At 70.1% G+C, this 21,318-nt stretch carries 16 protein-coding genes and 4 pseudogenes; 11 read left to right on the forward strand and 9 right to left on the reverse strand.

Annotated elements, in window-relative coordinates:
- Positions 1-62: 62 nt before the first annotated feature.
- Positions 63-434 carry a DUF1801 domain-containing protein gene (locus QMK24_RS27475; RefSeq protein WP_283469480.1) on the reverse strand — a complete coding sequence of 124 codons (372 nt, stop codon included), beginning with the start codon at positions 432-434 and terminating at the stop codon, positions 63-65.
- 128 nt (positions 435-562) lie between these two features.
- On the reverse strand, positions 563-910 hold the full coding sequence (locus QMK24_RS27480) for a hypothetical protein (protein ID WP_283469516.1): 348 nt from the start codon (positions 908-910) through the stop codon (positions 563-565).
- On the opposite strand from QMK24_RS27480, the pseudogene QMK24_RS27485 reads away from it, so the two are divergent.
- From QMK24_RS27485 to QMK24_RS27495, 4 genes and pseudogenes are all read left to right on the forward strand, one after another.
- Positions 845-1,984, forward strand: a pseudogene (locus tag QMK24_RS27485) (RNA polymerase sigma factor); the annotation flags it as partial. The gene QMK24_RS27480 and the pseudogene QMK24_RS27485 sit on opposite strands and share 66 nt — an antisense overlap.
- A 135-nt stretch (positions 1,985-2,119) precedes the next feature.
- Positions 2,120-2,185, forward strand: a pseudogene (locus QMK24_RS41935) (hypothetical protein); the annotation flags it as partial.
- Positions 2,186-2,480: 295 nt separating this feature from the next.
- Positions 2,481-2,729, forward strand: a complete 249-nt coding sequence (locus tag QMK24_RS27490; protein ID WP_283469517.1) for a hypothetical protein — start codon at positions 2,481-2,483, stop codon at positions 2,727-2,729.
- A gap of 147 nt (positions 2,730-2,876) precedes the next feature.
- Entirely contained in the window at positions 2,877-3,416 is a 540-nt protein-coding gene (locus QMK24_RS27495) for a GNAT family N-acetyltransferase (RefSeq protein ID WP_283469481.1), read from the forward strand.
- An 18-nt stretch (positions 3,417-3,434) separates the two neighbouring features.
- Here the strand turns inward: QMK24_RS27495 and QMK24_RS27500 are convergent, their stop codons facing one another.
- The 4 genes and pseudogenes from QMK24_RS27500 to QMK24_RS27510 form a co-directional block, all read right to left on the reverse strand.
- Positions 3,435-4,664 carry a lanthionine synthetase C family protein gene (locus QMK24_RS27500; RefSeq protein ID WP_283469482.1) on the reverse strand — a complete coding sequence of 410 codons (1,230 nt, stop codon included), beginning with the start codon at positions 4,662-4,664 and terminating at the stop codon, positions 3,435-3,437.
- Between the two features lie 257 nt (positions 4,665-4,921).
- Positions 4,922-7,189, reverse strand: coding sequence for a class IV lanthionine synthetase LanL (gene lanL / locus QMK24_RS27505; RefSeq protein ID WP_283469483.1), 2,268 nt, complete (start codon positions 7,187-7,189; stop codon positions 4,922-4,924).
- 43 nt (positions 7,190-7,232) lie between these two features.
- Positions 7,233-7,751: pseudogene (locus QMK24_RS41940) on the reverse strand (class III lanthionine synthetase LanKC N-terminal domain-containing protein); the annotation flags it as partial.
- A gap of 18 nt (positions 7,752-7,769) precedes the next feature.
- Positions 7,770-8,275 (reverse strand): annotated as a pseudogene (locus QMK24_RS27510) (DinB family protein).
- Positions 8,276-8,388: 113 nt separating this feature from the next.
- Between QMK24_RS27510 and QMK24_RS27515 the strand changes: the two are divergent.
- Entirely contained in the window at positions 8,389-8,718 is a 330-nt protein-coding gene (locus QMK24_RS27515) for a thioredoxin family protein (RefSeq protein ID WP_283469484.1), read from the forward strand.
- Positions 8,719-8,807: 89 nt separating this feature from the next.
- Here the strand turns inward: QMK24_RS27515 and QMK24_RS27520 are convergent, their stop codons facing one another.
- Positions 8,808-9,125 carry an amidohydrolase family protein gene (locus QMK24_RS27520; RefSeq protein WP_283469485.1) on the reverse strand — a complete coding sequence of 106 codons (318 nt, stop codon included), beginning with the start codon at positions 9,123-9,125 and terminating at the stop codon, positions 8,808-8,810.
- Positions 9,126-9,507: 382 nt separating this feature from the next.
- Between QMK24_RS27520 and QMK24_RS27525 the strand changes: the two genes are divergently transcribed.
- The 6 genes from QMK24_RS27525 (at position 9,508) to QMK24_RS27550 (ending at position 17,134) form a co-directional block, all read left to right on the forward strand.
- Positions 9,508-10,044 carry a hypothetical protein gene (locus QMK24_RS27525; RefSeq protein WP_283469486.1) on the forward strand — a complete coding sequence of 179 codons (537 nt, stop codon included), beginning with the start codon at positions 9,508-9,510 and terminating at the stop codon, positions 10,042-10,044.
- 112 nt (positions 10,045-10,156) lie between these two features.
- On the forward strand, positions 10,157-10,993 hold the full coding sequence (locus QMK24_RS27530) for a DUF4097 family beta strand repeat-containing protein (RefSeq protein WP_283469487.1): 837 nt from the start codon (positions 10,157-10,159) through the stop codon (positions 10,991-10,993).
- 35 nt (positions 10,994-11,028) lie between these two features.
- Complete coding sequence (locus QMK24_RS27535; protein WP_283469488.1) at positions 11,029-12,018, forward strand: ATP-binding cassette domain-containing protein; 990 nt, start codon at positions 11,029-11,031, stop codon at positions 12,016-12,018.
- On the forward strand, positions 12,015-12,800 hold the full coding sequence (locus QMK24_RS27540) for an ABC transporter permease (RefSeq protein ID WP_283469489.1): 786 nt from the start codon (positions 12,015-12,017) through the stop codon (positions 12,798-12,800). The genes QMK24_RS27535 and QMK24_RS27540 overlap by 4 nt, the downstream gene beginning before the upstream one ends.
- Positions 12,801-13,243: 443 nt before the next feature.
- Positions 13,244-13,522, forward strand: coding sequence for a hypothetical protein (locus QMK24_RS27545; RefSeq protein ID WP_283469490.1), 279 nt, complete (start codon positions 13,244-13,246; stop codon positions 13,520-13,522).
- A 285-nt stretch (positions 13,523-13,807) separates the two neighbouring features.
- Positions 13,808-17,134: a GH92 family glycosyl hydrolase gene (locus tag QMK24_RS27550; RefSeq protein ID WP_283469491.1), complete on the forward strand. Its 3,327-nt coding sequence runs from the start codon at positions 13,808-13,810 to the stop codon at positions 17,132-17,134.
- A gap of 137 nt (positions 17,135-17,271) precedes the next feature.
- On the opposite strand, the gene QMK24_RS27555 is transcribed toward QMK24_RS27550, so the two are convergent.
- Both QMK24_RS27555 and QMK24_RS27560 read right to left on the reverse strand, forming a co-directional pair.
- On the reverse strand, positions 17,272-17,691 hold the full coding sequence (locus tag QMK24_RS27555; RefSeq protein ID WP_283469492.1) for a hypothetical protein: 420 nt from the start codon (positions 17,689-17,691) through the stop codon (positions 17,272-17,274).
- Between the two features lie 297 nt (positions 17,692-17,988).
- Positions 17,989-20,928, reverse strand: a complete 2,940-nt coding sequence (locus QMK24_RS27560) for an AfsR/SARP family transcriptional regulator (RefSeq protein WP_283469493.1) — start codon at positions 20,926-20,928, stop codon at positions 17,989-17,991.
- Positions 20,929-21,318 lie beyond the last annotated feature (390 nt).

The raw sequence follows: 21,318 nt of genomic DNA on the forward strand, positions 1-21,318 counted from the left end.
CGCCTGCCGGGCGAGCACCGCCCGGCGGGCCCCTTCGGCTGTTCGTCCTTGTTGTTCTTGGTTCAGTGGCCGGTCGACGCTTCCAGGTCGCGTGCCCGCTGCAGCCAGGTGGCGAACAGGTCGGCGTCAATGTCCGTGAGGGCGCGGAGTTTCACGCCGGCCATGTCCCGCGCGCCGGGTTCGAGGCGGCCGGAAGGGTCGGTGATCTCCTGGCCGCGCCAGAACCCGAAGGTCACGTAGGCGGAGTACGCCTTGATGTAGCAGACCGGGGACTTGCCAGGCGCGGAGCCCAGACTCCACCCGGGGTGCCCGTGCCAGACCGCGCCGGCCCCCGGCAGTGCCGTCTCGATGAGTGGCAGGAGTGTGCCGGTGATCTCGCGCTGGGTCGCGGGGAGGGAGGAGAGGTAGTCCTGCACGGTGGCGAACGTGGCCATGTCGATCGTCCTTTGCTCTTCTGTGCGGATTCAGGCGGGTCGGTACATCAGTCGGTACGTCGAGTGGCACGTCGAGCGGTACGTCGAGCGCGCGGCCCGTGGTGAAGGCCGCCCACTCGCGGGGAGGTTCAGAGGCTGCGGCGGTACCGGGCGGCGACCGCGGAGATCCAGAGCATCGCGGTGATGGCGCCGACGGCCAGGGCCGGTTCCCTGCATTCTCGGAGTGGGTTCCGTGGGTGGCGATCGAGCTGGCCCGCCGCTTCCGCAAGATCGTCGGTGACGGCGAGAGCGTGATCCAGCAGGTCTTCGGCCCCTGAGCTGCTGTCATCGTGCCTGTGACGAACACCCATCGCACCATCGATGCGGTCTGGAAACTCGAGTCGGCCACCATCATCGCCGGGCTCACGAGGATGGTGCACGACGTCGGCCTCGCCGAGGAGTTCGCCCAGGACGCGCTCGTCTCCGCGCTCGAACAATGGCCCCAGTCAGGCGTCCCGGACAACCCCGGCGCCTGGCTGATGGCCATTGCCAAGCGCCGCGCCATCGATCGCATCCGGCGCTCCCAGCGTCTCGAGCGCAAGCACGAGCAGCTCGCCCGCGAGCCGGAACAGCCGCAGGACTCCCCTGAACAGGACGACGTCCTGCGGCTGATGTTCATCTCCTGCCACCCGGTGCTGCCGACCCAGGCGCGCGTCGCGCTGACGCTCCGGCTGCTCGGAGGTCTGACGACCGAGGAGATCGCGCGGGCGTTCCTCGACAACGAGCCGAGGATCGCCCAGCGCATCGCCGGGGCGAAGCGGACGCTGGCCGAGGAGCAGGTGCCCTTCGAGCTGCCGGATGCATCGGAGCTCGCCGAGCGCCTGTCGTCGGTGCTCGGGGTCATCTACCTCATCTTCAACGAGGGGTATTCCGCGACGTCCGGAGACGACCTGATGCGGCCGGGCCTGTGCCTGGAGGCGCTGCGTCTCGGCCGGCTGCTGGCCGAGCTGGCGCCGCAACAGGCCGAGGTGCACGGGCTGGTCGCGCTCATGGAGATCCAGGCGTCCCGCTCGGCCGCGCGGACCGGGCCGGCGGGCCAGCCGGTCCCGCTGCACGAGCAGAACCGGGGGCGCTGGGACCAGCTGCTCATCCGCCGTGGTTTCACCGCGATGCTGCGGGCACGGGAGATCGGCGGCACGGCCGGCCCGTACGTACTGCAGGCGGCGATCGCCGTGTGCCATGCCCAGGCACGAACCGCCGAGGACACCAACTGGCCGCAGATCGCCTCCCTGTACGAGTCGCTGGCCCGGCTGCTGCCGACACCGATCGTTCGGCTCAATCTGGCCGTGGCGCTGGGGATGGCGCGCGGGCCGCAGGCCGGGCTGGACGTCGCCGACGCCTTGACCACCGATCCCGCGTTGCAGGACTACCACCTTCTTCCGGGCGTTCGGGGCGATCTCCTGTTCCGGCTGGGACGGTACGAGGAGGCGCGGCTGGAGTTCGAGCGGGACGCGTCGCTCACCGGCAATGCCGCCGAGCGTGCCTTCTTGCACCGCCGTGCGGACGAGATCGCCGGCACCGGCGCGCCGCCGGTGGTCACGCTCGGGCAGGCCGCCCAGGAGTTCCTGGCACGCGACGATCTGGACGCCGGGACCATCCGCTCGTACGGGCAGACTCTGCGGCGGCTCTGCCGGACCCTGGGCGATCGGATGCCGCTGGCCTCCCTGACCCCCGACCAGGTGGCGCGGGTGTTCGCGACGGCCTGGGGTGAGGCGGCGGCCGCGACATGGAACTGGCACCGGTCGGCCGTCCGATCGTTCGGCGCCTGGGCACCCTTGGACCACCTCGCGGCGGGCCTCGACCGGCGTGCCGAGGATCGCCCGCGGACGCGGCCGATCGGCCGGGCACAGCTCGAGGCCCTCTGGAGCCGTCCCGACCTGCATCTGCGCGAACGGACCCTGTGGCGGCTGCTCCACGAGTCGGGGGCCGGGGTGGGGGGCCGCGCTGTCCCTGAACGTCGAGGACCTGGACCTGGACGACCGCCGGGCCCGCGCAGGCGACACCTGGGTGAGCTGGCGGTACGAGACCTCCCGGCTTCTCCCCCACCTGATCGCCGACCGCACCCGAGGCCCTGTGTTCCTCGCCGACCGGCGACCCGGACCGTCCCGGATGCCGGCAGCGGCCGATCTGTGCCGGCAGACGGGCCGCAGCCGTCTGTCCTACGAGCGGGCCGAGTACCTCTTCAAGCAGGCCACGAAGCCCCTGGACCCGGCAGGCAACGGCTACACCCTCGGCCGGCTCAAGCCCCGCGCCTGACCGGCGGACATCCTGAGGACCCGGCCAGCTCACGGCCCCCGGCCCCCGGGTCCCGGGTCCCGGCTCCCGGCTCCCGGCTCCCGGCTCCCGCAGCGGTCCTCTCCGAACCCCGGTGCGTGAAATCGTTGGCCGTGGCACGCTTCTCGGATGCTTCTCGAGACCCCCCGGCTCCGCCTGCGCCGCTTTCAGCCCGGCGACGCGCCGGCGCTCGCGGCCTACCGTTCCGACCCGGAGGTCGCCCGCTACAAGAGCTGGACAGCTCCCGTGTCGATCGATTCCGCCACCGCGTTCGTGCGGGCGTGCGGCGAGGCCGACCCCGGACAACCCGGATGGTTCCAGTACGCGATCGAACTCAAGGCCGACGGCAGCCTGGCCGGTGATGTCGGGGTGCGCCTGCACGACAACCGGATGCAGGCCGATCTGGGAGTCACCCTCGCCGCCGGCCGGCAACGGTCGGGGTACGCAATCGAGGCGGTCCGCGCGGTCCTGGAGGATCTGTTCACCCGGCGCGGCCTGCACCGGGTCTCAGCCGAGTGCGATGCCCGCAATACGCGCTCCGCTCAACTCCTGGAACGCGCCGGATTCCAGCTCGAAGGGCGCCGTCCCGAGTTCACCTGGCTCAAGGACGAGTGGACCGATGACCTCCTCTTCGGTCTGCTGGCGGACCGATGGCGGCAACTGAACTAGGGCCTGTCCGGCGGCAGGTCAGGCCAGGAGCAACGCCCGGTCCCAAGCCGGCGGGACATCGGTGGCGGCGGCGAGCAGGGCGAGTACGACCCCCGCCGAGCCGTCGAGGAAACCGGGGCCCGCGCCCGCGCGCACTTCACGCAACCCCATCAAACGCGCGGTGAGTTCGGCTGCCGCGTCCGAGAACGCGCCATCCCCCGTGTCCCGCGCGAACCGCACGGTGATCTGGAGCAGGCCCGCCACGCCATGGCACAGGCCGGGCGTCGCATCGATGCCGCGCCGCGAAGCGGGGCGTCGATAGACGGCCTTGAGCGTCTCCACCGCGAGGTCGCGCAGCGAGCTGTCATCGACAGCCACCCCGGCGAGCCACAGCGCCCTCGCGACGCCGGGGCTGCCGTAGCACCACGAACTGCGGGCGGCCGGGCCGTCCGCACCTGCCGTGCCGGGGCGATCAGGCAGCGCGACCAGCCTCGGCCAGCTGGGACACCACGCATCGTCAGCCCGGTGCGCGAGCAGCCATCCGACCACCCGCTCGATGGCCTCGCGTTGCCCCGGAACGTGGATGCCGACGTCCATGGCCAGTGCCAGCAGGGCGACGGGGCCGGGAATGCCGTGTGACAGGCCGCAGTTGAGAGCCCCCAGGGGAAACTGTTCGCGCAGTTCGGCGTCCTTGATGGCTTCGACCGGCGTGTACCAGTTGGGTGTTCCCGCCCGCTCACCGCACAACGCCACCAAGGCGGTGAGAACCTCACGCAGCACCTCGCGACACGCAGGCTCCGCGCTTCGGCACAGCAGATACGCTCCGGTACCGGTCATTCCGGAGATGACGTCGAACACCCGGACCGGTCCACCGTGAGCGGCGCCGCCGAGCGCACGGGCATTCGCCGTCGCCTCGCCGACGATGTCGGCGTCCCACCTCGAAAGCAGGTCGTCCGCACGGGACACGGACCAGGCCGCGAACGCCGGTCCGGCGAGCCCGCCGAACAGACCAGGCGACAACCTGCCGGCGCGTTCGGCACCCTTGGCCACGGCGGCGATATACCCGTCGGCCATGGCGTCCCACCCCTCTCCCGGCAGGCACCGGTCCAACTGGTGGTACGCCAGGGCTAGGCCCGCGCCACCGTGGGCGAGGTCGTGTCGTACGGCGTCGGGAACGGAGCGCGCTCGGCCCGCCATGCCGGCGACGCGATCGAGGACCGCGGCAGCCGTGTTCTCGGGCAGTAGCGCCGACCACTGCGCGTTGGGCACGTCATTACCTCCGCATGGGCGGTCCTGTGTGGACATGGGCGCATCCACACAGGACCGGTCGGTCACCGCTCACTGGTCGTGGCAGCGGGACTGCTCCGTGCAGTAGTAGCTGGTGTGGAACGTGTCTCAACACATCACCGGCTCCAGCAATTGTTCGTCCGTCTCCGGCAGTTCCTGCAGTTCCAGGACCTCGGTCGTCTCCATGGTTCGCATCTCCTCTCCGGGTGTTCTTCTTGCTCGCGGCGGCTCCCGGTCGGTCAGTCGTCGTCGACCAGCCAGGAACGATGACCGCCGTGTCTGAGGCGCAACAGGAAGTCCAGTACGCCGGCGAGGCCGACGTTGTACGCGGCGCAGATGTCGCGCATCGTGTCGTCGGGGACCACCAGCCGTCCGTCCCGGAGCGCGGCCCGGACGAACAGGCAGGTCGCGAGTTCCGCCGCCCGCGTCCGATAGCGTTCGTCCCCGGTCAGGTCGGCCAGGTCGAGCAGCAGTTCCGCGTTGCCCGACACCCCGTGGCAGGCTCCGGGGCCGTGCTGCCAGCGGTCCTGGTACACGGCGAGCGCGGCCCCTTCGGCGTACTCGCGGAACTGCGCGTCGCCGGTGGCGGCCCACAGCCGGACGAGGAAGGTGCCGACGCCGGATGTGCCGTTGCACCAGAAGTTCAGCCCGGTGCGTTCGGTCCGGCCCGGGCTTTTGGGCCAGTGCGCGGCGCCGCCCCGCCACTCGGCCACGGCGCACAGCGCGCGTGCGCCGCCGATCGCGCTCTCGGTCAGATCCCGCCGGTCCAGATCACGGCCCGCGGCGAGCAGGAAGGCCGCATTGCCGGCGACCCCGTGCCCGAATCCGTACAGGGCCGAGCCGGCGAGGTCGTCGCGGTACTCCTCAGGACCCGCCGGCCACACCACCCCGGCCCCGGCGTGCCGGGTCAGCCGGAGAAGGCCGTCCGCGCACTCCGACGCCCGCTCGGCGAACCGTTTGTCGCCGGTCGCGTGCCAGAAGTGCAGTTGTGCCATGCCGGCACCGGCGAGGCCATGGCAGATGTCCGGATTGCTCCACTCCAGCGGGATGCGTAACGCGTACGGCACCCCTCGATCCGCCAACTCCTGATCACCGAGCGTCTTCGCCGCGTCATGAAGCGCCCACGCCGTGCCGGAGCGGCCGAAGTACAGGCCGGGCAGAATCCGGCTCGGCAGGGTCAGCCGCTCGTCCAGCCACCGCGCCGCGGTCCGCAGCGCCGGCTCGACCGACCGTTCCCCCGCTCGCACCGCCCGGTCCAGGACGGCCAGCACACCGGCCGCGCCCAGTTGGACGTTGCACGCGTCGCCGTACGGCAGGGAGCGCGGTCGCGGCCACAGATACTCGCCGGCCGGATCGATCGTGTCCACCAGGTACGCCAACCCGTCGCCGATCAGCCGGTCGGCGCCGCCGTGCGCCAGTGCCGGCCCGGCGGACACGGACTCCACATCGAGCTTCACGTCGGGCACGGCGTCGGGCTCCGCAACGGATTCCGAAACAGATTCCGTATCGGGCTCCGCATCCTGCTCCGCCCGGAGGAATGCAGCTGCCTTCGCCAGCGGCCAGCGGGCCTCCCCGTCCGCGGTGAGGCCCAGGACGAGCGGCGCGAGGGCCCGCAGCGCGGGGCAGGCCGGCGCGGCGGCTTCGACGATCGCCGCGATCCGTTCACCGGCCGGCCGCGCGGATGGTGCGTCGGGGGCGAGCACCGGATTGATGCTGCCGGCGACGTAGAGCAGGGTGGCTCCCAAGCTGTAGCAGTCCGCCTCCGGGCCGGGTGCCGGCGGCGGTACGCCATCGTCCGCACCCGGGCCCTCGAGGTATTCCGGCGCGGTGAACCCATGGGTGCCGACGATGCGGGCCGGTTCTCCGGCGCGGACCGTGCACTCCATGTCGACGAGCACGGGCACGTCGTCCGGTGTCATCACGACATTGCTCGGCTTGAAGTCGCGCACCACGAACCCGGCCGCGTGTACTTCGCCGATCAGCCGGGTGAGCTCGCGCGCCAGGTTCCACGCGACGGAGACCGGCACCCTTCCGTCATCCCGCCGCGCGCGATCCAAGGACCACTGCTGCAGGTTCTTGCCGTCGATCAGGTCCTCGACGAGGAACACATGTCCGGCGGACTCGAACACCTCGCGTACGGCCGGTGTGATCCTGCGCGGTGCGAGCCGGTCCAGGATGTCCGCCTCGTAGCGCAGCCAGTACCTGGCGTCCTTCCCACTCAGATCGGCTCCGACATGAGGGCGGCCCTCCTTGAGCAGGACGTCGTCGCCGGTCCTTTCGTCCCGTGCCCGATAGACACCACCGCGGTTGGAGTGCCGGACCGCCTCCTTGACCAGGTAGCGGCCGGCAATGAGCACGGGGCCGCCGCGCCGCCGCCCGGGAGCCGCCGGCACGGGCGGTCCGAACGGCCGGCGGGCCCACGCGGGAGGAGAGAACCAGGGGTTCCGCTCGTCCGCGACGAAGGTTCCGTCGGGCGCCCAGCCGCCCCTCGTAGAAGCCCTCGTCATTCAACTCGCGCGGCCGGGTGAAGCAGCCGAAGCGGTAGTGCACCAGGCTGTCGGGCTCATATCGCCGGTCCGACAGGATCGCGGGACCGGCGAGTCCGAGCGTGGCTTCGTGCAACTGCTCCGCGAGCACCCGCAGCTGATCGTCATCCGCGGGGTACGCGGTGAGGAATTTGCCGGATTGCGCCCGGGCGGCCCGGACCGAGGTGATCTCGGCGGTGAACCGTGGCGTGACCGCGAATTTGAACGCGCATTCATGCGCCACCAGCACCCGGGCCGCGTTCTCCAGTACCTGGGGCGCCGACGCGGGAGTCGCCGACAGGTGCAACTTCCAGCCCTGCTGCCGGCGTACATGTCGCGGCGGCGTCACCATGGACCAGGATTCGCCGTCCCGGAGCTGCCATTCGGTCGAGGAATTCGTGATCCCCAGGACCCTTGCGATGATCGGCTGATAGCTCGATGTCACCGCCTCAGAATGCCATCGGAGCCGCGGACCACGCGCGATGCAATCCGGCCGAAACGGCGACGCCCGGCGCACGCCCCCGTCACCGCTCAAGCCCGGCATTGCCCAAGAGGGCCGCGACTACTCTCCCGTGGCCCCGTCGATCCGCTCACGGAGCAGGTCGGCGTGGCCGTTGTGCCGCGCGTATTCCTCGATCATGTGGGTGAGGACATAGCGCAGGGAGAACACCTCGTCGCGCCACTGCACGGTGGTATCGAGGGATTCGGCGGCGTCGACGACGGCGCGAGACCGCGCGCACGCCTCTTGCCAGACCGCGAACGCCTCGTCGGGATCGGCCGAGTCGGTATCGAATTCGGCGAACGCGCCGCTCTCGGTCCTCGGCCAATGGGGTCGGACGTCCTCGCCGCTCCACACGAACCGGAACCAGCTCCGCTCGACCTCCGCCGCATGCCGCACCAGCCCGAGCAACAACAGACCGGACGGCGGAACGGCCCTCTCCCGCAGTTGCCCGGCAGTCAGCCCGGCAACTTCATGGTCAGCGTCTCGCGCTGATACTCCAGGAATCCGGTCAGCGAGGTGCGCTCGTCGTCCGTCCGCGAAGGTTCGGTCCGCTGTTGATCACTCATCCGGGCATCGTGCCAGGGTCCCTGCTGTCGAAGGCCGCCCTTTTTGGCGTCGGGTGGGATGGGGAGGGGCGATGATGAGTGCTTCCACGGGGTACGGAATTCAAGGAGAGTCGATGGGAAGCCGGGTCCACCAACCGATGGAGAACGAGGAGTTCGACTTCATTCTCGCGAAGGCCGATGGACCTGTGCTCGCCTACTTCTGGGGGATCTGGTCCGAGGCGTGCAAGGAGATGGATCCCATCGTGCGCGAGATCGCCGACGAATACGGAACCCGTCTCATCACCGTGAAGACCGACATCACCAGGTGTCCGGCGGCGACCAAACGCTACGGAGTGACCGGCGCGCCCGCCTTCGTCCTGATCCGACACGGAGAGGTGACGGCAACCGGCGATGGGCCGATGACCCGGGGGCAGCTCAGGGAATTGCTGGACGCGAACCTCTGAGCGTTGCGGAGCGGAACGACGCCGGACGACGCCGGACGACGCGGGACGACGCCGGGCGACGAAAACGGCTCGGATCCTTCCGGTGCGGGCTACGCCCAGCGGCCGCGGACCATCACCGCGGCGACTTGGGTGAGGGACTCCATCCGGCTGAGCGGATCGCCTTCGACGATCAGGAGATCGGCGTCGTAGCCGGCCTGTAGCCGGCCCTTGCGGTGGCCGAGCCCGCACACGTCCGCCGCGACCGAGGTCGCCGAGGCGAGCGCATCGGCGGCCGGGACCCCACCGGCGGCCAAGTCCGCGATGGCCACCGGCAGAAGCCCGCGGGGCTTTCCCGAGGTGATGCCGGAATCGGCGCCGTCGCGGCTGTCGCCCCCGAGGTGGACATGCGTATCGATCAGCCCCGGCAAGAGGGTCCCTTGCTGAGACTCCGCCACCGGCAACCCTGCGGGCAGGGGCTCCCCGGCCGCTTGCACACCTGGCGATCCGGCCCTCGCCGTCCGCCGACTACAGGCGCCACCGTAGCGCCATCATGGCACCACCCTGGCCGCACCACCTTGGCTTGCGGCCTGGCGGGATTCGGGTGTCGGGCTGAGTCTACGACCGGTGGGAGTCCGGTCCCGGGAGTAGCCGATCGTGTCGATGCGGCCTTCACGGCGGAGGGCGAACACACTCCGGGAGCCGTTCCGCGGGCAGCCGAATCTCGCGCGAGCGTGACCCACAAGACCCCATGACGCCATTGGCGCGCCACTACGACTTGCCAAGGCGCCACACTGGCGCCATAGTGGTGCCATGGACCTCACGCCGTACGTCGACAACCTCCGGAACGAACTCGCGGTCGCCGCGGCCGCCGGCGGAGACGAAGCCCGCGCCCTGGCCGAGCGGCTCACCGCACCCCTGGAGTCGGCCGCCCGGCTCACGCTGTTGAACGCACTGTCCGCCGCCATGGGCGAGGTCACCCGAGACCTGGCACCCGGCTCGGTCGACGTTCGGCTGCGCGGGCTCGACCCCGAGTTCGTGGTGACGCCACCACCGGCTCAGGAGTCGTACGCGGAAGCCGAGGAGCGTGTAAGCACACCGAGCGCTGGGCGAGCGCCCGCGCCACCCATCCCCGCGGACGGCGACGAAGGCAGTACGGCACGCATCAATTTCCGCCTCCCCGCCCACCTCAAGACACGGGTCGAGGACACCGCTGGACAAGAGGGCCTGTCGGTCAATGCCTGGCTGGTACGGGCCGTCGCCACCGCCCTGGAACCCGGCGAGCGCGGCCGCCCGACGGGTCGCAGTCGGCACTGGGGCCAACAGGGCTACACCGGCTGGGTCCGCTAGCCCGGACCGACCCACCGCACCACTCGTACCGCACCACTCATACCGCGCCACTTCCACCTTCACCCGCCCTACCAGCGGGAATACGAACCACAGCCATGAGGACGGGACAGTCATGCCTACTTTCGACACCCTCGAGCCGATCTCCGCCACCCTCGACCTCCAGATCGGATCGGTCCGGATCACCGCGAGCAAGCGCACCGACACGGTCGTGGAGGTCCTGCCGAGCAACGGTGCCGAGGACGCCGACGTCCGGGCCGCGCAGCAGACCACCGTCACCTACGCGGGCGGCACCCTGCAGGTCAAGGGCCCCCGCAAGCGTTCCCTGTTCGGCCGGGCCGGGTCGCTCGACGTGAGCATCGAGCTGCCCGCCGGCTCCGAGATCCACGCCATCGTGGCGCTGGGCGACCTGACCTGCCAGGGCCCCCTCGGTGACTGCCGCCTCAAGACCTCGGTCGGCGACATCCAGGTCGACCAGGCGCAGACCGTCCACCTGCGGACCGACCACGGTGACATCCAGGTGCACCACGCGGCCGGGAACGCCGAGCTCATCGGCGCGGGCCGCATCACCGCCGGCTCCCTCGCGGGCACGGCGACGGTCAAGAACGGCAACGGCGAGACCGTGATCGGCGAGGTCGTCGGCGACCTGCGGGCGAACGCGGCCAACGGCCGGATCTCCGTCGACGTCGCCCGGTCCGCGGTCGAGGCCAAGTCCGCCAACGGAGCCATTCGTGTCGGCGAGGTGACCCGCGGCCGGGTCACCCTCCAGGCCGCCGTCGGCGACGTCGAGGTCGGCATCGCCGCCTCCACCGCCGCCTGGCTCGACGTGCACACGCGGGTCGGCACCGTACGCAACGCCCTCGGCCCCTCCGAAGGCCCCGGGACCTCCGACGAGACCGTCGAGGTCCGCGCCTCGACCGGCGTCGGCGACATCGTCATCAGTCGTTCCTGACCAGCCGAACCAGCACACAGGGGGACAAGACCACCATGAACGCACCGTCCACGACCGCCTCCACGGCGATCTCCGCCAGCGGACTGACCAAGTCCTACGGCGACAAACTCGTCCTCGACGGCATCAACCTGCGCATCCCCGAGGGCACGGTCTTCGCACTGCTCGGGCCCAACGGCGCGGGCAAGACCACCACCGTGCAGATCCTCTCCACACTCATCCTCGCGAACGCCGGCACTGCGCAGGTCGCGGGCCACGATCTGGCCCACGACGCCGATGCCGTCCGCGGCGTGATCGGGGTCACCGGCCAGTTCTCGGCGGTGGACAACCTGCTCACCGCCGAGGAGAACCTGATCCTCATGGCGGACCTGCACCATCTGGAGCGCCGCGAGGGCCGACGGCGTGCCGCCGAGCTGCTGCACCGCTTCGACCTGACCGAGGCGGCCACCAAGCCCGCCGTCACCTTCTCGGGAGGCATGCGGCGCAAGCTCGACCTCGCGATGACCCTGGTCGGCGATCCACGCATCATCTTCCTCGACGAGCCGACCACCGGACTCGACCCGCGCAGCCGGCGCACCATGTGGGAGATCATCCGCAGCCTGGTCGCCGACGACGGCGTCACGATCTTCCTGACGACGCAGTACCTGGAGGAGGCCGACCAACTCGCCGACCGCATCGCCGTCCTGGACCACGGGAAACTTGTCGCGGAAGGCACCCCGGAAGAGTTGAAGCGGCGTATCCCCGGTGGCCACATCCGCCTCCAGTTCGCCGACATGAGCGGACTCGAATCGGCCGCCGCCCTCTTCGGTTCCGTGGCAACGAGCGACAGCGAAGCACTCACCCTGCACGTCCCCAGCGACGGCAGCATCCCCACCCTGCGAGCCGTCCTCGACGTCCTGGACAACGCGTCCGTCGAAGCCGAGGCACTCACGGTGCACACCCCCGATCTCGACGATGTCTTCCTCACCCTCACCGGCCACCCGCAGTCCGGCGGCGGGGCCGACGCGCAGAAGGAGAAGATCCGATGACCACCCTGTCCTACGCCGTCAGCGATTCGGTGACGATGCTGCGGCGCAACCTGAAACACGCGCTGCGCTACCCCTCCATGACGGTCTCGGTCGTCGCGATGCCCGTCATGATGCTTCTGCTCTTCACCTACGTCTTCGGCGGAGCCCTGGGTACCGGCATCGGCGGCACGTCCACCGGCAGCACCCACTACATCGACTACGTCGCCCCCGGCATCATCCTGATGGCCGCCACCTCAGGGGCTCTGGCCACCGCGGTCGGCGTCTGCGTCGACATGACGGAAGGCATCGTCAACCGGTTCCGCACGATGGCGATCTCCCGCGCATCGTTCCTGACCGGGCACGTCGTCGGCAGCGTGATCCAGACGCTGATCAGCATCACGCTCGTCATCGGCGTCGCGCTGCTCATGGGCTTCCGGCCCAACGCCACGCCCATCGAGTGGATCGCGGCCGCCGGCATCCTCGCCCTGCTCAGCCTGGCGCTCACCTGGCTGTCGGCCGCGATCGGCCTGGTTGCCAAGAACCCCGAAACCGCCAGCAACATGCCCATGCCGCTGCAGTTCCTGCCCTTTATCGGCAGCGCCATCGTCCCACCGGAGTCGATGCCCACCGGGTTGCGCTGGTTCGCCGAGTACCAGCCCTTCACACCGATCATCGAGACGCTGCGGGGCCTGCTGATGGGCACCGGGATCGGCAACAGCGGGATCATCGCGCTCGCCTGGTGCGTCGGCCTCAGCGTCGTCGGATACTTGTGGGCGCGGGCGGTCTTCAACCGCAACGCCTGACGGTGACCGGGGGGCGGGCGAGGCGCGGGCCGAGCGGGGCCGGCCACGGAGGGGCGGGGGTTGTCCCCACCCTGAGTTGGGTGACACCTCCATATACCCATGATCGCCGGTCGACTTGACTGGCGGTTCGTACAGAGTGCCGCTCGCCGGCCGTCAGCAGGGGGACGTTTCATGCGCATCACCGTGTCGAGGACAGCCCGGAGCACCGCCATCGCGCTTTCGGTTCTGGCGGTGTCCGCACTCTCGGTCGTACCCGCTGGGGCGAGCCAGGGCAACAGCCCGAGTCGCTACACCGATTCCGACTTGCGGCACGATCTCGCGGCGGTGCGGGCGGCCGGGGGCAGGGATGTGAACGTCGCCACCCGGGTGGACACCCCGCAGGGGCCGCTGCGGGCGCGGTACGGCACGGCGGCAAGCTGCTGCCCGCCGCGCAGCGGCGGCAGATGCGGGAGACCGTGCCGTACGACGATCTGCCGGTGCCGCCCCCGGGCAAGCAGGGTGGCTACGGACTCGGCCTGCGGGAGATCCCGCTGACCTGCGGCGGCGTCTACTACCTCCACGAGGGCGACGGCCTCGGGGTCTACACCCGTCCCGCCGTCAGCGCCGACGGCCGCCGCGCCGTGACCGTGTCGGTGACCACCACCACCGCGCTGATCGACCAGGACAAGGTCAACCAGGCGGTGGAGGCGCTCACCGACCACGCACTGTGCGGACGCGCATGACGGTGTGGCGGAGCCGGCCGACCAGGCCTTGACATGCAGTCCTGACGGATGCGGTATCGAACGTTCCGCACGCCAAGGCGATGCACCTACAGGGCCTTGGCGGCCGTCTGCTAGCGGACTCCGTTCCGCCCAGGCGTTGTTGACTTTCCATCAGCGGACGGCTTCACTATCTGATGATCCAGGTTGACAACGTTGTCAAGCTGTCGCCGACGACCCCCACCCCTGCCTTCCGTGTGTGCGCGTATGTCACCTAGAAGATCCCCCATCGTCTCCTGGAGCCACGTGATGACACGATCTGGGCGCACCGGCGCGCCCGTCCTCCGCAACGCGCTGGCCGCGTTCTCCGCGGCCGTGCTGATAACGCTGCCGCTGCAGGCGCTGGCCGCGCCGACAGCCCGCGCGGCCGGACTCGTCGATGACCCCGCTTCGCTGGTCAACCCGATCATCGGAACCTCTGGCACGGTCGACACCTTCCCGGGCGCCGACGCGCCGTTCGGCATGGTGCAGTGGAGTCCGGACACCACGCCGCACCGTCCCGACGGGGGCGGCTACGAGTACACCGACAAGAAGGTCTCCGGCTACAGCCTGACCCACCTGTCAGGGCCCGGCTGTCCGGCCGCCGGCGATCTGCCCATCCTGCCCGTCACCAGCGCGATGAGCGGTGATCTGAGCGCGACCTCGGTCGGCATCGACCACGCCAAGGAGACGGCGCAGGCCGGCTATTACGCGCTCAGCGACGGCTCAGGGGTGACCACAGAACTGACGGCCACCGCCCGGGCGGGGATGGGCCGGTTCACCTTCCCCGCCGGCTCGGACGCCCATCTCCTGCTGAAACTGAGCGGCGGCGCCACCAAGATCGACGGCACCCGCGCGCAGGTCGTCAACGACCACGAGGTGACGGGTGCGATCGACAGCGGCCACTTCTGCGGTGCCAACAACACCTACACGCTGCATTTCACGATCAGCTTCGACCACCCCTTCACCAGTAGCGGTACCTGGATCGGCAGCACGGTGAACCCGAACGCCAAGGTGTTGAAACTGGGTGCCCCGGCGCAGCAGCTGTCCGCCGGCACCACCCGCGCGGCCCAGCCGGGAGCTCACTTCACCCTCCCCGCGCAGCGGCAGCCCGCAACGCACGGGAGCACCGATCCGCAACGGGCCAAGACTCCCGCCAACCCGCCGGTGGTCGGCGCCAACGGCGTCTATCTCGGATTCGACACCGCCACGTCGGCCACCGTCACCGCCAAGGTCGGCATCTCGTACACCTCGGACGCCAACGCCGCCGGGAACCTCGCCAGTGAGATCCACGGCTGGAACTTCAACTCCGTGCGACAGGCCGCCCACACCTCCTGGGACCGGACCCTCGGCCGGATCGCGGTGGGCGGCGGAACCACCGACCAGCAGACCCAGTTCTACACCGCGCTCTACCACTCTCTGCTGCACCCCAATGTGTTTTCCGACAGCAACGGGCAGTACATGGGCATGGACCGGCAGATCCATACCGCCGCCCGGGGGCATATCCAGTACGCCAACTACTCGGGCTGGGACACCTACCGGTCGCAGACCCAGCTGATGGCGCTGGTCGCCCCGGCCGTCACGTCCGACGTGGTGCAGTCGATGCTCAACGGGTACTACCAGACCGGGATCCTGCCCAAGTGGGCGCAGAACAACGGCGAGAGCTATGTGATGGTCGGCGACCCGGCCGACGGCATCATCGCCGACGCGTACGCCTTCGGCGCCCGCGGTTTCAACACCGGCGACGCCCTGGACGCGATGACCTGGCAGGCCACCCATCCCAACGGCGACCGCCCGGGCCAGGCCGTCCGCGACGCCAAGGGCTATCTGCCGATCGACAACAGCACCTGGGGCTGCTGCAACTTCTACGGGCCGGTCTCGACCCAGCTGGAGTACGACACCGCGGACTACGCCATCGCCTCCCTCGCCAAGTCCCTTGGCAAGAAGGACCTCTACACCTCCTTCGCCAGCAAGGCGCAGGACTGGCAGAACGTGTTCAATCCGCAGACCGGCTACCTCCAGGCGAAGCTGGCGAGTGGTGAGTTCGCCGCCGGCTTCACCCCCGGTACCTCCAATGGCTTCGTCGAGGGGACGGCGGCCCAGTACACACCCATGGTCCCGTTCAATCTCCAGGCACTCATCCAGTCGCGCGGCGGGACCGCCGCCTACAGCGGTTACCTGGACGGCCTGCTGTCCGGTCTCACCGCACCGGACAGCACTCACGCCGATCTCAGCAATGAGCCGAGTGTGGAGGTCCCCTGGGAGTACGCCTATCTGGGCCAGCCCTGGAAGACCCAGAAGGTGGTGCGGGACGTGCAGCAGAAGCTGTACTTCAACGCCCCGGTCGGCTCCTTCGGCAATGACGACCTGGGCGCCATGTCGTCCTGGTATGTCTGGTCCGAACTGGGCATGTACCCGGAGACTCCCGGAACCGACACCCTGGTGCTCGGCAGCCCGGTCTTCCCGACCGCCCGGGTGACCCTGGGCAACGGGCACACGCTGACGATCAACGCCCCCGCGGCGGCCACCGGCAGTCCGTACGTACAGGGACTGAAGGTCAACGGCACCGCTTCGAACCAGCCCTGGACGACATTCAGCAAGCTGTCCGGCGGCGCGACCCTGGACTACGACCTCGCCGCCACCCCGAATACCTCCTGGGGCTCCGCGGCCTCCGCCGCGCCGCCTTCCGACAGCACCGGGCAGCGCGACGTCGTCGCCGCGACCGGCCCGTCCGGCGCCGGACTGGTCCTGGCACCGGGCACGAGCGGCACCGGCACCCTGGACCTGGCCGACATCTCCGACACCCCGGCGAGCGTCGCCTGGACCGCGGCGCCGCCGAGCGGAGTCACGATGACGACCACCAGTGGAACCGTCGCCGTACCGGCCCACTCCCGGGCCGAGCAGCAACTCCAGGTGACTGCGGGCACCACGGAGGGGACCTTCTCGGTCCCGATCAGCCTCAGCACCGGCGACGGCCGCCCCCTGCCGCCGACCGCGCTGCGCGTGGCGGTGGCCACACCGGGCCAGCTGTGGCCCTACGCGACCGGGACCGGCGTGTATCCCGACAACAAGACCTTCGGAGGCGGCTTCGACGAGGAGGGCTGGGCATACTCCCAGAACGCGCTGGACGCCGGCGGAGTGAAGACCGGAGCCACGGTCACCAGCGACGGAATCTCCTACCCCTGGCCGGGCGGGTCGGGCAAGCCCGACAACATCGCGGCAGCCGGCCAGACCATCCCGGTCGCCGCCCCGGCGGACGCCACCGCCATCGGCTTCCTGGGAGCGGCGATCAACGCTCCCGCGAAGGGGACCAGCGGCGCCGTGACCGTCACGTACACCGACGGCTCCACCGAGAAGGTCACCCTGGCCATGTCCGACTGGACCCTCAACGCCGGGGCGAGCAAACCGCTCCCCGGGATCACCACCGTCGCCCGCACGCCGTATCGCAACGTCGGCGACGGAACCAAGGACACGGTGGCGACCTATCTGTTCAGCAGCAGACTCCCGCTGACCGGCGGCAAGCAGATCGCCAGCGTCACGCTGCCGGTGACCACCGACGGCACACTGCACCTGTTCGGCATCGGCTTCACGAGCTGAGTCGAAGAATCTGACCGATCCGAACCGCGGGCACACGGCCCAAACCGGGACGGACGGCGAGCACGCGCCGTCCGTCCCGCCGGGTCCACCCGCACCACGCGGACGGTCGGACGGTCGGACGAGGGAGCGTCACGCCGTCAGATTTCGATGAACTGGTAGTCGCTCGTGATCCGGTCCTCCTCGTCCAGGACGAGGAACTCCAGACCGACGGCTCCCACCTCGCCGGTGCGCTGCAACGCCTCCCAGTGGAACGTGACCACGTTGCGCAGACGTGCGGCGTCGCGTCGTGCCCGGAACACCATCTCCCCCGGCGCCACGAAGTCCTCGTAGGCCCGGCTCACCCGCACCTCGAGCTCCTCATGCCCCCGGGCTTCGAGAGTGGCGTCGGAGAAACCCAGCTCGACGGCGGACTTCCTCATCTCCTGCGGAGCCTGGAGGACGTGGACGCCGTCCGGGCTCCAAAGCTCGCTGACGAGCTTGCGGCGTACTCCGGCGTCCGGTTCGTTCCAGACGGCGACGTAGCGGTCGGCGAGTTCCTGTGCGTCGGACTTCGGCATCGCTTCTCCCTGATCCCTGTTCGATCCCTGTCGTCTCTCTTGCTGACCTGACTCTCGCCCAGGAGGCCGGGGCCGGACAATTCCCCCCAGGGAATGACCGATGGCCTCGCTGCGTCCGGCGGTGGGATCCGAGTGAGTGAGCTGTTAGCGACGTGTGGGTGGGGGCGTGGAGGATGGCTGTTGAGCCCACCGGGGATCCCGGGGCAGGGACGACGGCCGGGGAATTCCCCGCTGATTGCAGCAGGGAGCACGCACAGTGAAACCGTCCGGCCCCTGCCGTCCACCTCGGCTGCCGTGCTATCCGTTCACGGCTTTCAGCCGGAGGCGGACGTTCTCGGCGTCGGGGTGTTTCAACGTGTCCAGCAGTTCCAGGGCCTGCCGCCACGCATCGCGCGCGGCGAGGGAATCACCGGCGGCGAGCCGGGTCTCGCCGAGATGGGTCAGTGAGAGGGACTCGTGGTAGGGCACGCCCACCTCACGGCACCCCTCGACGGCACGCAGATAGCAGCCGGCCGCCTCGTCGTACTGGCCCATCTCATGATGAACCAAGCCGAGGGTGTCCCAGGTCAGAGCCAGGCTCCGTCGGTCGCCGAGCTCATCGAGGAGGGACAGCGCCTTCCTGCACTGGTCGAGCGCCTGTGTGTGGTCGCCCAGCAGCGTGTGGAAATAGGCCACATTGTTGAGGGATTTGGCCTCTCCGTTCTTGTGGCCGGCGGCACGGAACAGGTCCAGCGCCCGCTGGTTGTGATGCAGCGCCTCCTTCACGTGATCCCGCTGCTCGTACGCTTGCCCAAGATCCAGATGGGTCTCCGCCTGGCCGACCAGATGCCCCAGTTCGGCGAAGAGATCGAGCGCACAGGTCAGGTGCTTGCCGGAAGTGCCCTCTCCCTCCTCTCCTTCCAGCAGCTGGACTGCTTTGCCCAGGCTCCGGTGTGCGTGCGCCTGCGCGGCGAGGTCGCCCATTTGCCGGGTGGCATCGAGGGCGGCGGCCTGGGTCGCGGCCAGATCGGCCCAGTGGCCGCGCCAGTAGAGGAAGGTCTTGATGTGGTACGCCAGCTGCCAGACAGCGCAGTGCAACTCGGCCGACGCGGCCTGCCGGACAACGGCCAGAAGCACCGCGTGCTCCTGGGTGAACCAGTCTCCGGCCGCGGCCGCGTCGGCCATGTCTTCGGGCTGGACCTGCGGCGATGCCATGGGAGGTGGATTGATGGGCTCGAGTTGCGGATCCATCAGCGAGGCTGCCGTCCGGGCGCTGTGCAGGTAGTGGTCCACCACCCGCTGAACGGCCGCGAGCCGGTCGGTCCCGGACCCGACCCCGTCCCCTTCAGCAGGTTCCGAGGCCAGTTCCGAGGCGTAGGCACGCAGCAGATCGTGGAAGGCGTACCGTCCGGCAGTGCTCTCGGTGATCAGCTGCACCTGAGCCAGCTCGGCGAGCAGCGGGCGCACCCGCGGCAGGGGAAGGCCCGACAGGCTCGCCGCGGCCGGGGCGCTGAGCGAGGGGCCCGGATGGACGGCCATCAACCGGAAGAGCCGTGCCGCGCCGGCACTCAGAGTCTCGTAGGACCAGGAGAGCACCGCGCGGAGATCGCTGAGCACGTCGTGACTGGCGAAGGCGTCCAGTCCGTGTGCCTGCCGCAGTTGGCCGGCGAGACGGTCCATCGAGAGGTCGGGATGGACGGCGGCCTGGGCGGACACGATGGCGAGCGCCAGCGGCAGCCCTGCGGTGAGTTCGATGATCTCGGAGACGGCAGTGGTCTCGGCCGCCGCACGGCCGCTGCCGATACGCGTGGCCAGCAGTTCCCGGGCCTCATCCGCGGACAACAGGTCAAGGGGTACGGGATGGGCGCCCTCGACGGCCACCAGGCCGGGCAGCCGGTCACGGCTGGTCACAAGGACCAGGCTCTCCGACGCTCCGGGCAGCAGCGGACGTATCTGTTCCGCGTCCCGGGCGTTGTCGAGGAGGATCAGGAACCGTCGTCCGGCCGTCAGGCTGCGGAAGAGACCGGTCCGTGCCTCAACGGTGGCCGGGATCCTGGCGCGCGGCACGCCGAGCCCGTCGAGGAACTCCCGGATCGCGTCCGCCGGAGCGACGACCGTCCCGCTCGGGCAGAAGCCGCGCAGGTTCACGTAGAGCTGACCGTCGGGGAATTGGTGCCGGATCCGGTGCGCCCAGTGCAGCGCGAGCGCGGTCTTGCCGACGCCGCCCGTTCCGGTCACGGCGATCACTGTCGCCGTCCCTGGCTGCCGGGCGGCCCGGCCGACGATGTCGGCCAGCCGCGACAACTCGGTCCGGCGGCCGGAGAATCCGAAGGCGGCCGGGGGAAGCTGCGCCGGTGCGTAGTCGAGCGGATGCGCCGCCCCTGTCCGGCCCGCGGTGTGGGGGTCCGGCGGTGCCGCGGGCGGGCTCGCAGGCGCGCTTGTGGGCGCGCCCGATGTGCCCGATGAAGGCGACGAGGGCGACACCGGCCCGGGTTCGGCCGCCGAGCGGGGCGGACGGCCCTCGATGATCTCCTGGAAGGCATCCTGCACGGCGGAGCCGGGCTCGATGCCGAGCTCGTCGACCAGCGTCCGCCGCAGCCGGTGGAACACCGCCACCGCCTCGGCCTGCCGGTCCGTACGGTGCAGCACCAGCATCAGCTGCCGGTGGAATGCCTCACGCAGCGGGTATTCTGCAACCAGTGAGCCGAGCTCGGCCGCCAGGCCATGGTGCCGGCCCAGCTCCAGCTCGGCGTCACAGCGCCACTCCAGTGCGTGCAGCCGGGCCTCATGGAGGGACTGGATGTGCTGGCTGTACGGCATGACGTCCGCGAGATCCGGTACGTCGGCCAGTGGATTGCCCCGCCACAGCTCCAACGCCTGCGCGCACTCATGACGTACGTTCTCCCAGTTCCGCCGCAGACGGGCCGCGCGGGCCTCGCGCAGATGGTCCTCGAAGAGCGCGCTGTCCAGCTCACCGTCCCGCACGTCCAGGATGTACCCGTGCGCGACGGAGCGGAGGCGGCTGCCGCCGTCCTCCGCGAGCGCCCGCCGCAGACGCGACACGTGATTGTGCAGGGAACCGGCGGCGGTCGCCGGGGGATGCTCCCCCCACAGCGCCGTCTTCAGCTCGTCCGCAGCGACCAGGCGGTTGCTCTGGAGCAGCAGCGCGCCCAGCACGGTCCTGGCCTTGGTACCACTGACCGCGCGGTCAGCTGTTCCGTCATGCACCGTCAGCGGCCCGAGCAGACCGAATCTCATCCCCATGTCTCCCCCGACAGCTTGGCGATACCGAGCCGACCGCCCCCTCGCCCACGCGAGAAGCGGTGATCATCCCGTCTCACTCTAGTAGCGCCGGGCATGGCCCTGTCACGTGGTCGGGCCACCTGCAACCGGGGCGAAGCCGTGTCCGTTATCCGGCGCGCGCGGCCCGTGGAGGGGGTCGGCGCCCGCGTCGCGCCGGAGGGCGGATCGCGCTCGCAAGGACTGCTCGAGCTCACCCCGGTAGACATCCGGCCGCTCCTCGGCCAACGCCCGCCGAATCCGGACCGGCTCCTCGCCCAAGCGACGGCACAACTGGTCAGCGAGGCGCGTCTTGCCCTGCCCGCCGGGTCCGTGCACCAGTCAGGCCCCGAAGCCGCCCTGTTCGCA

The sequence above is a fragment of the Streptomyces sp. PH10-H1 genome (genome assembly GCF_030063355.1).
Taxonomy (GTDB): domain Bacteria; phylum Actinomycetota; class Actinomycetes; order Streptomycetales; family Streptomycetaceae; genus Actinacidiphila.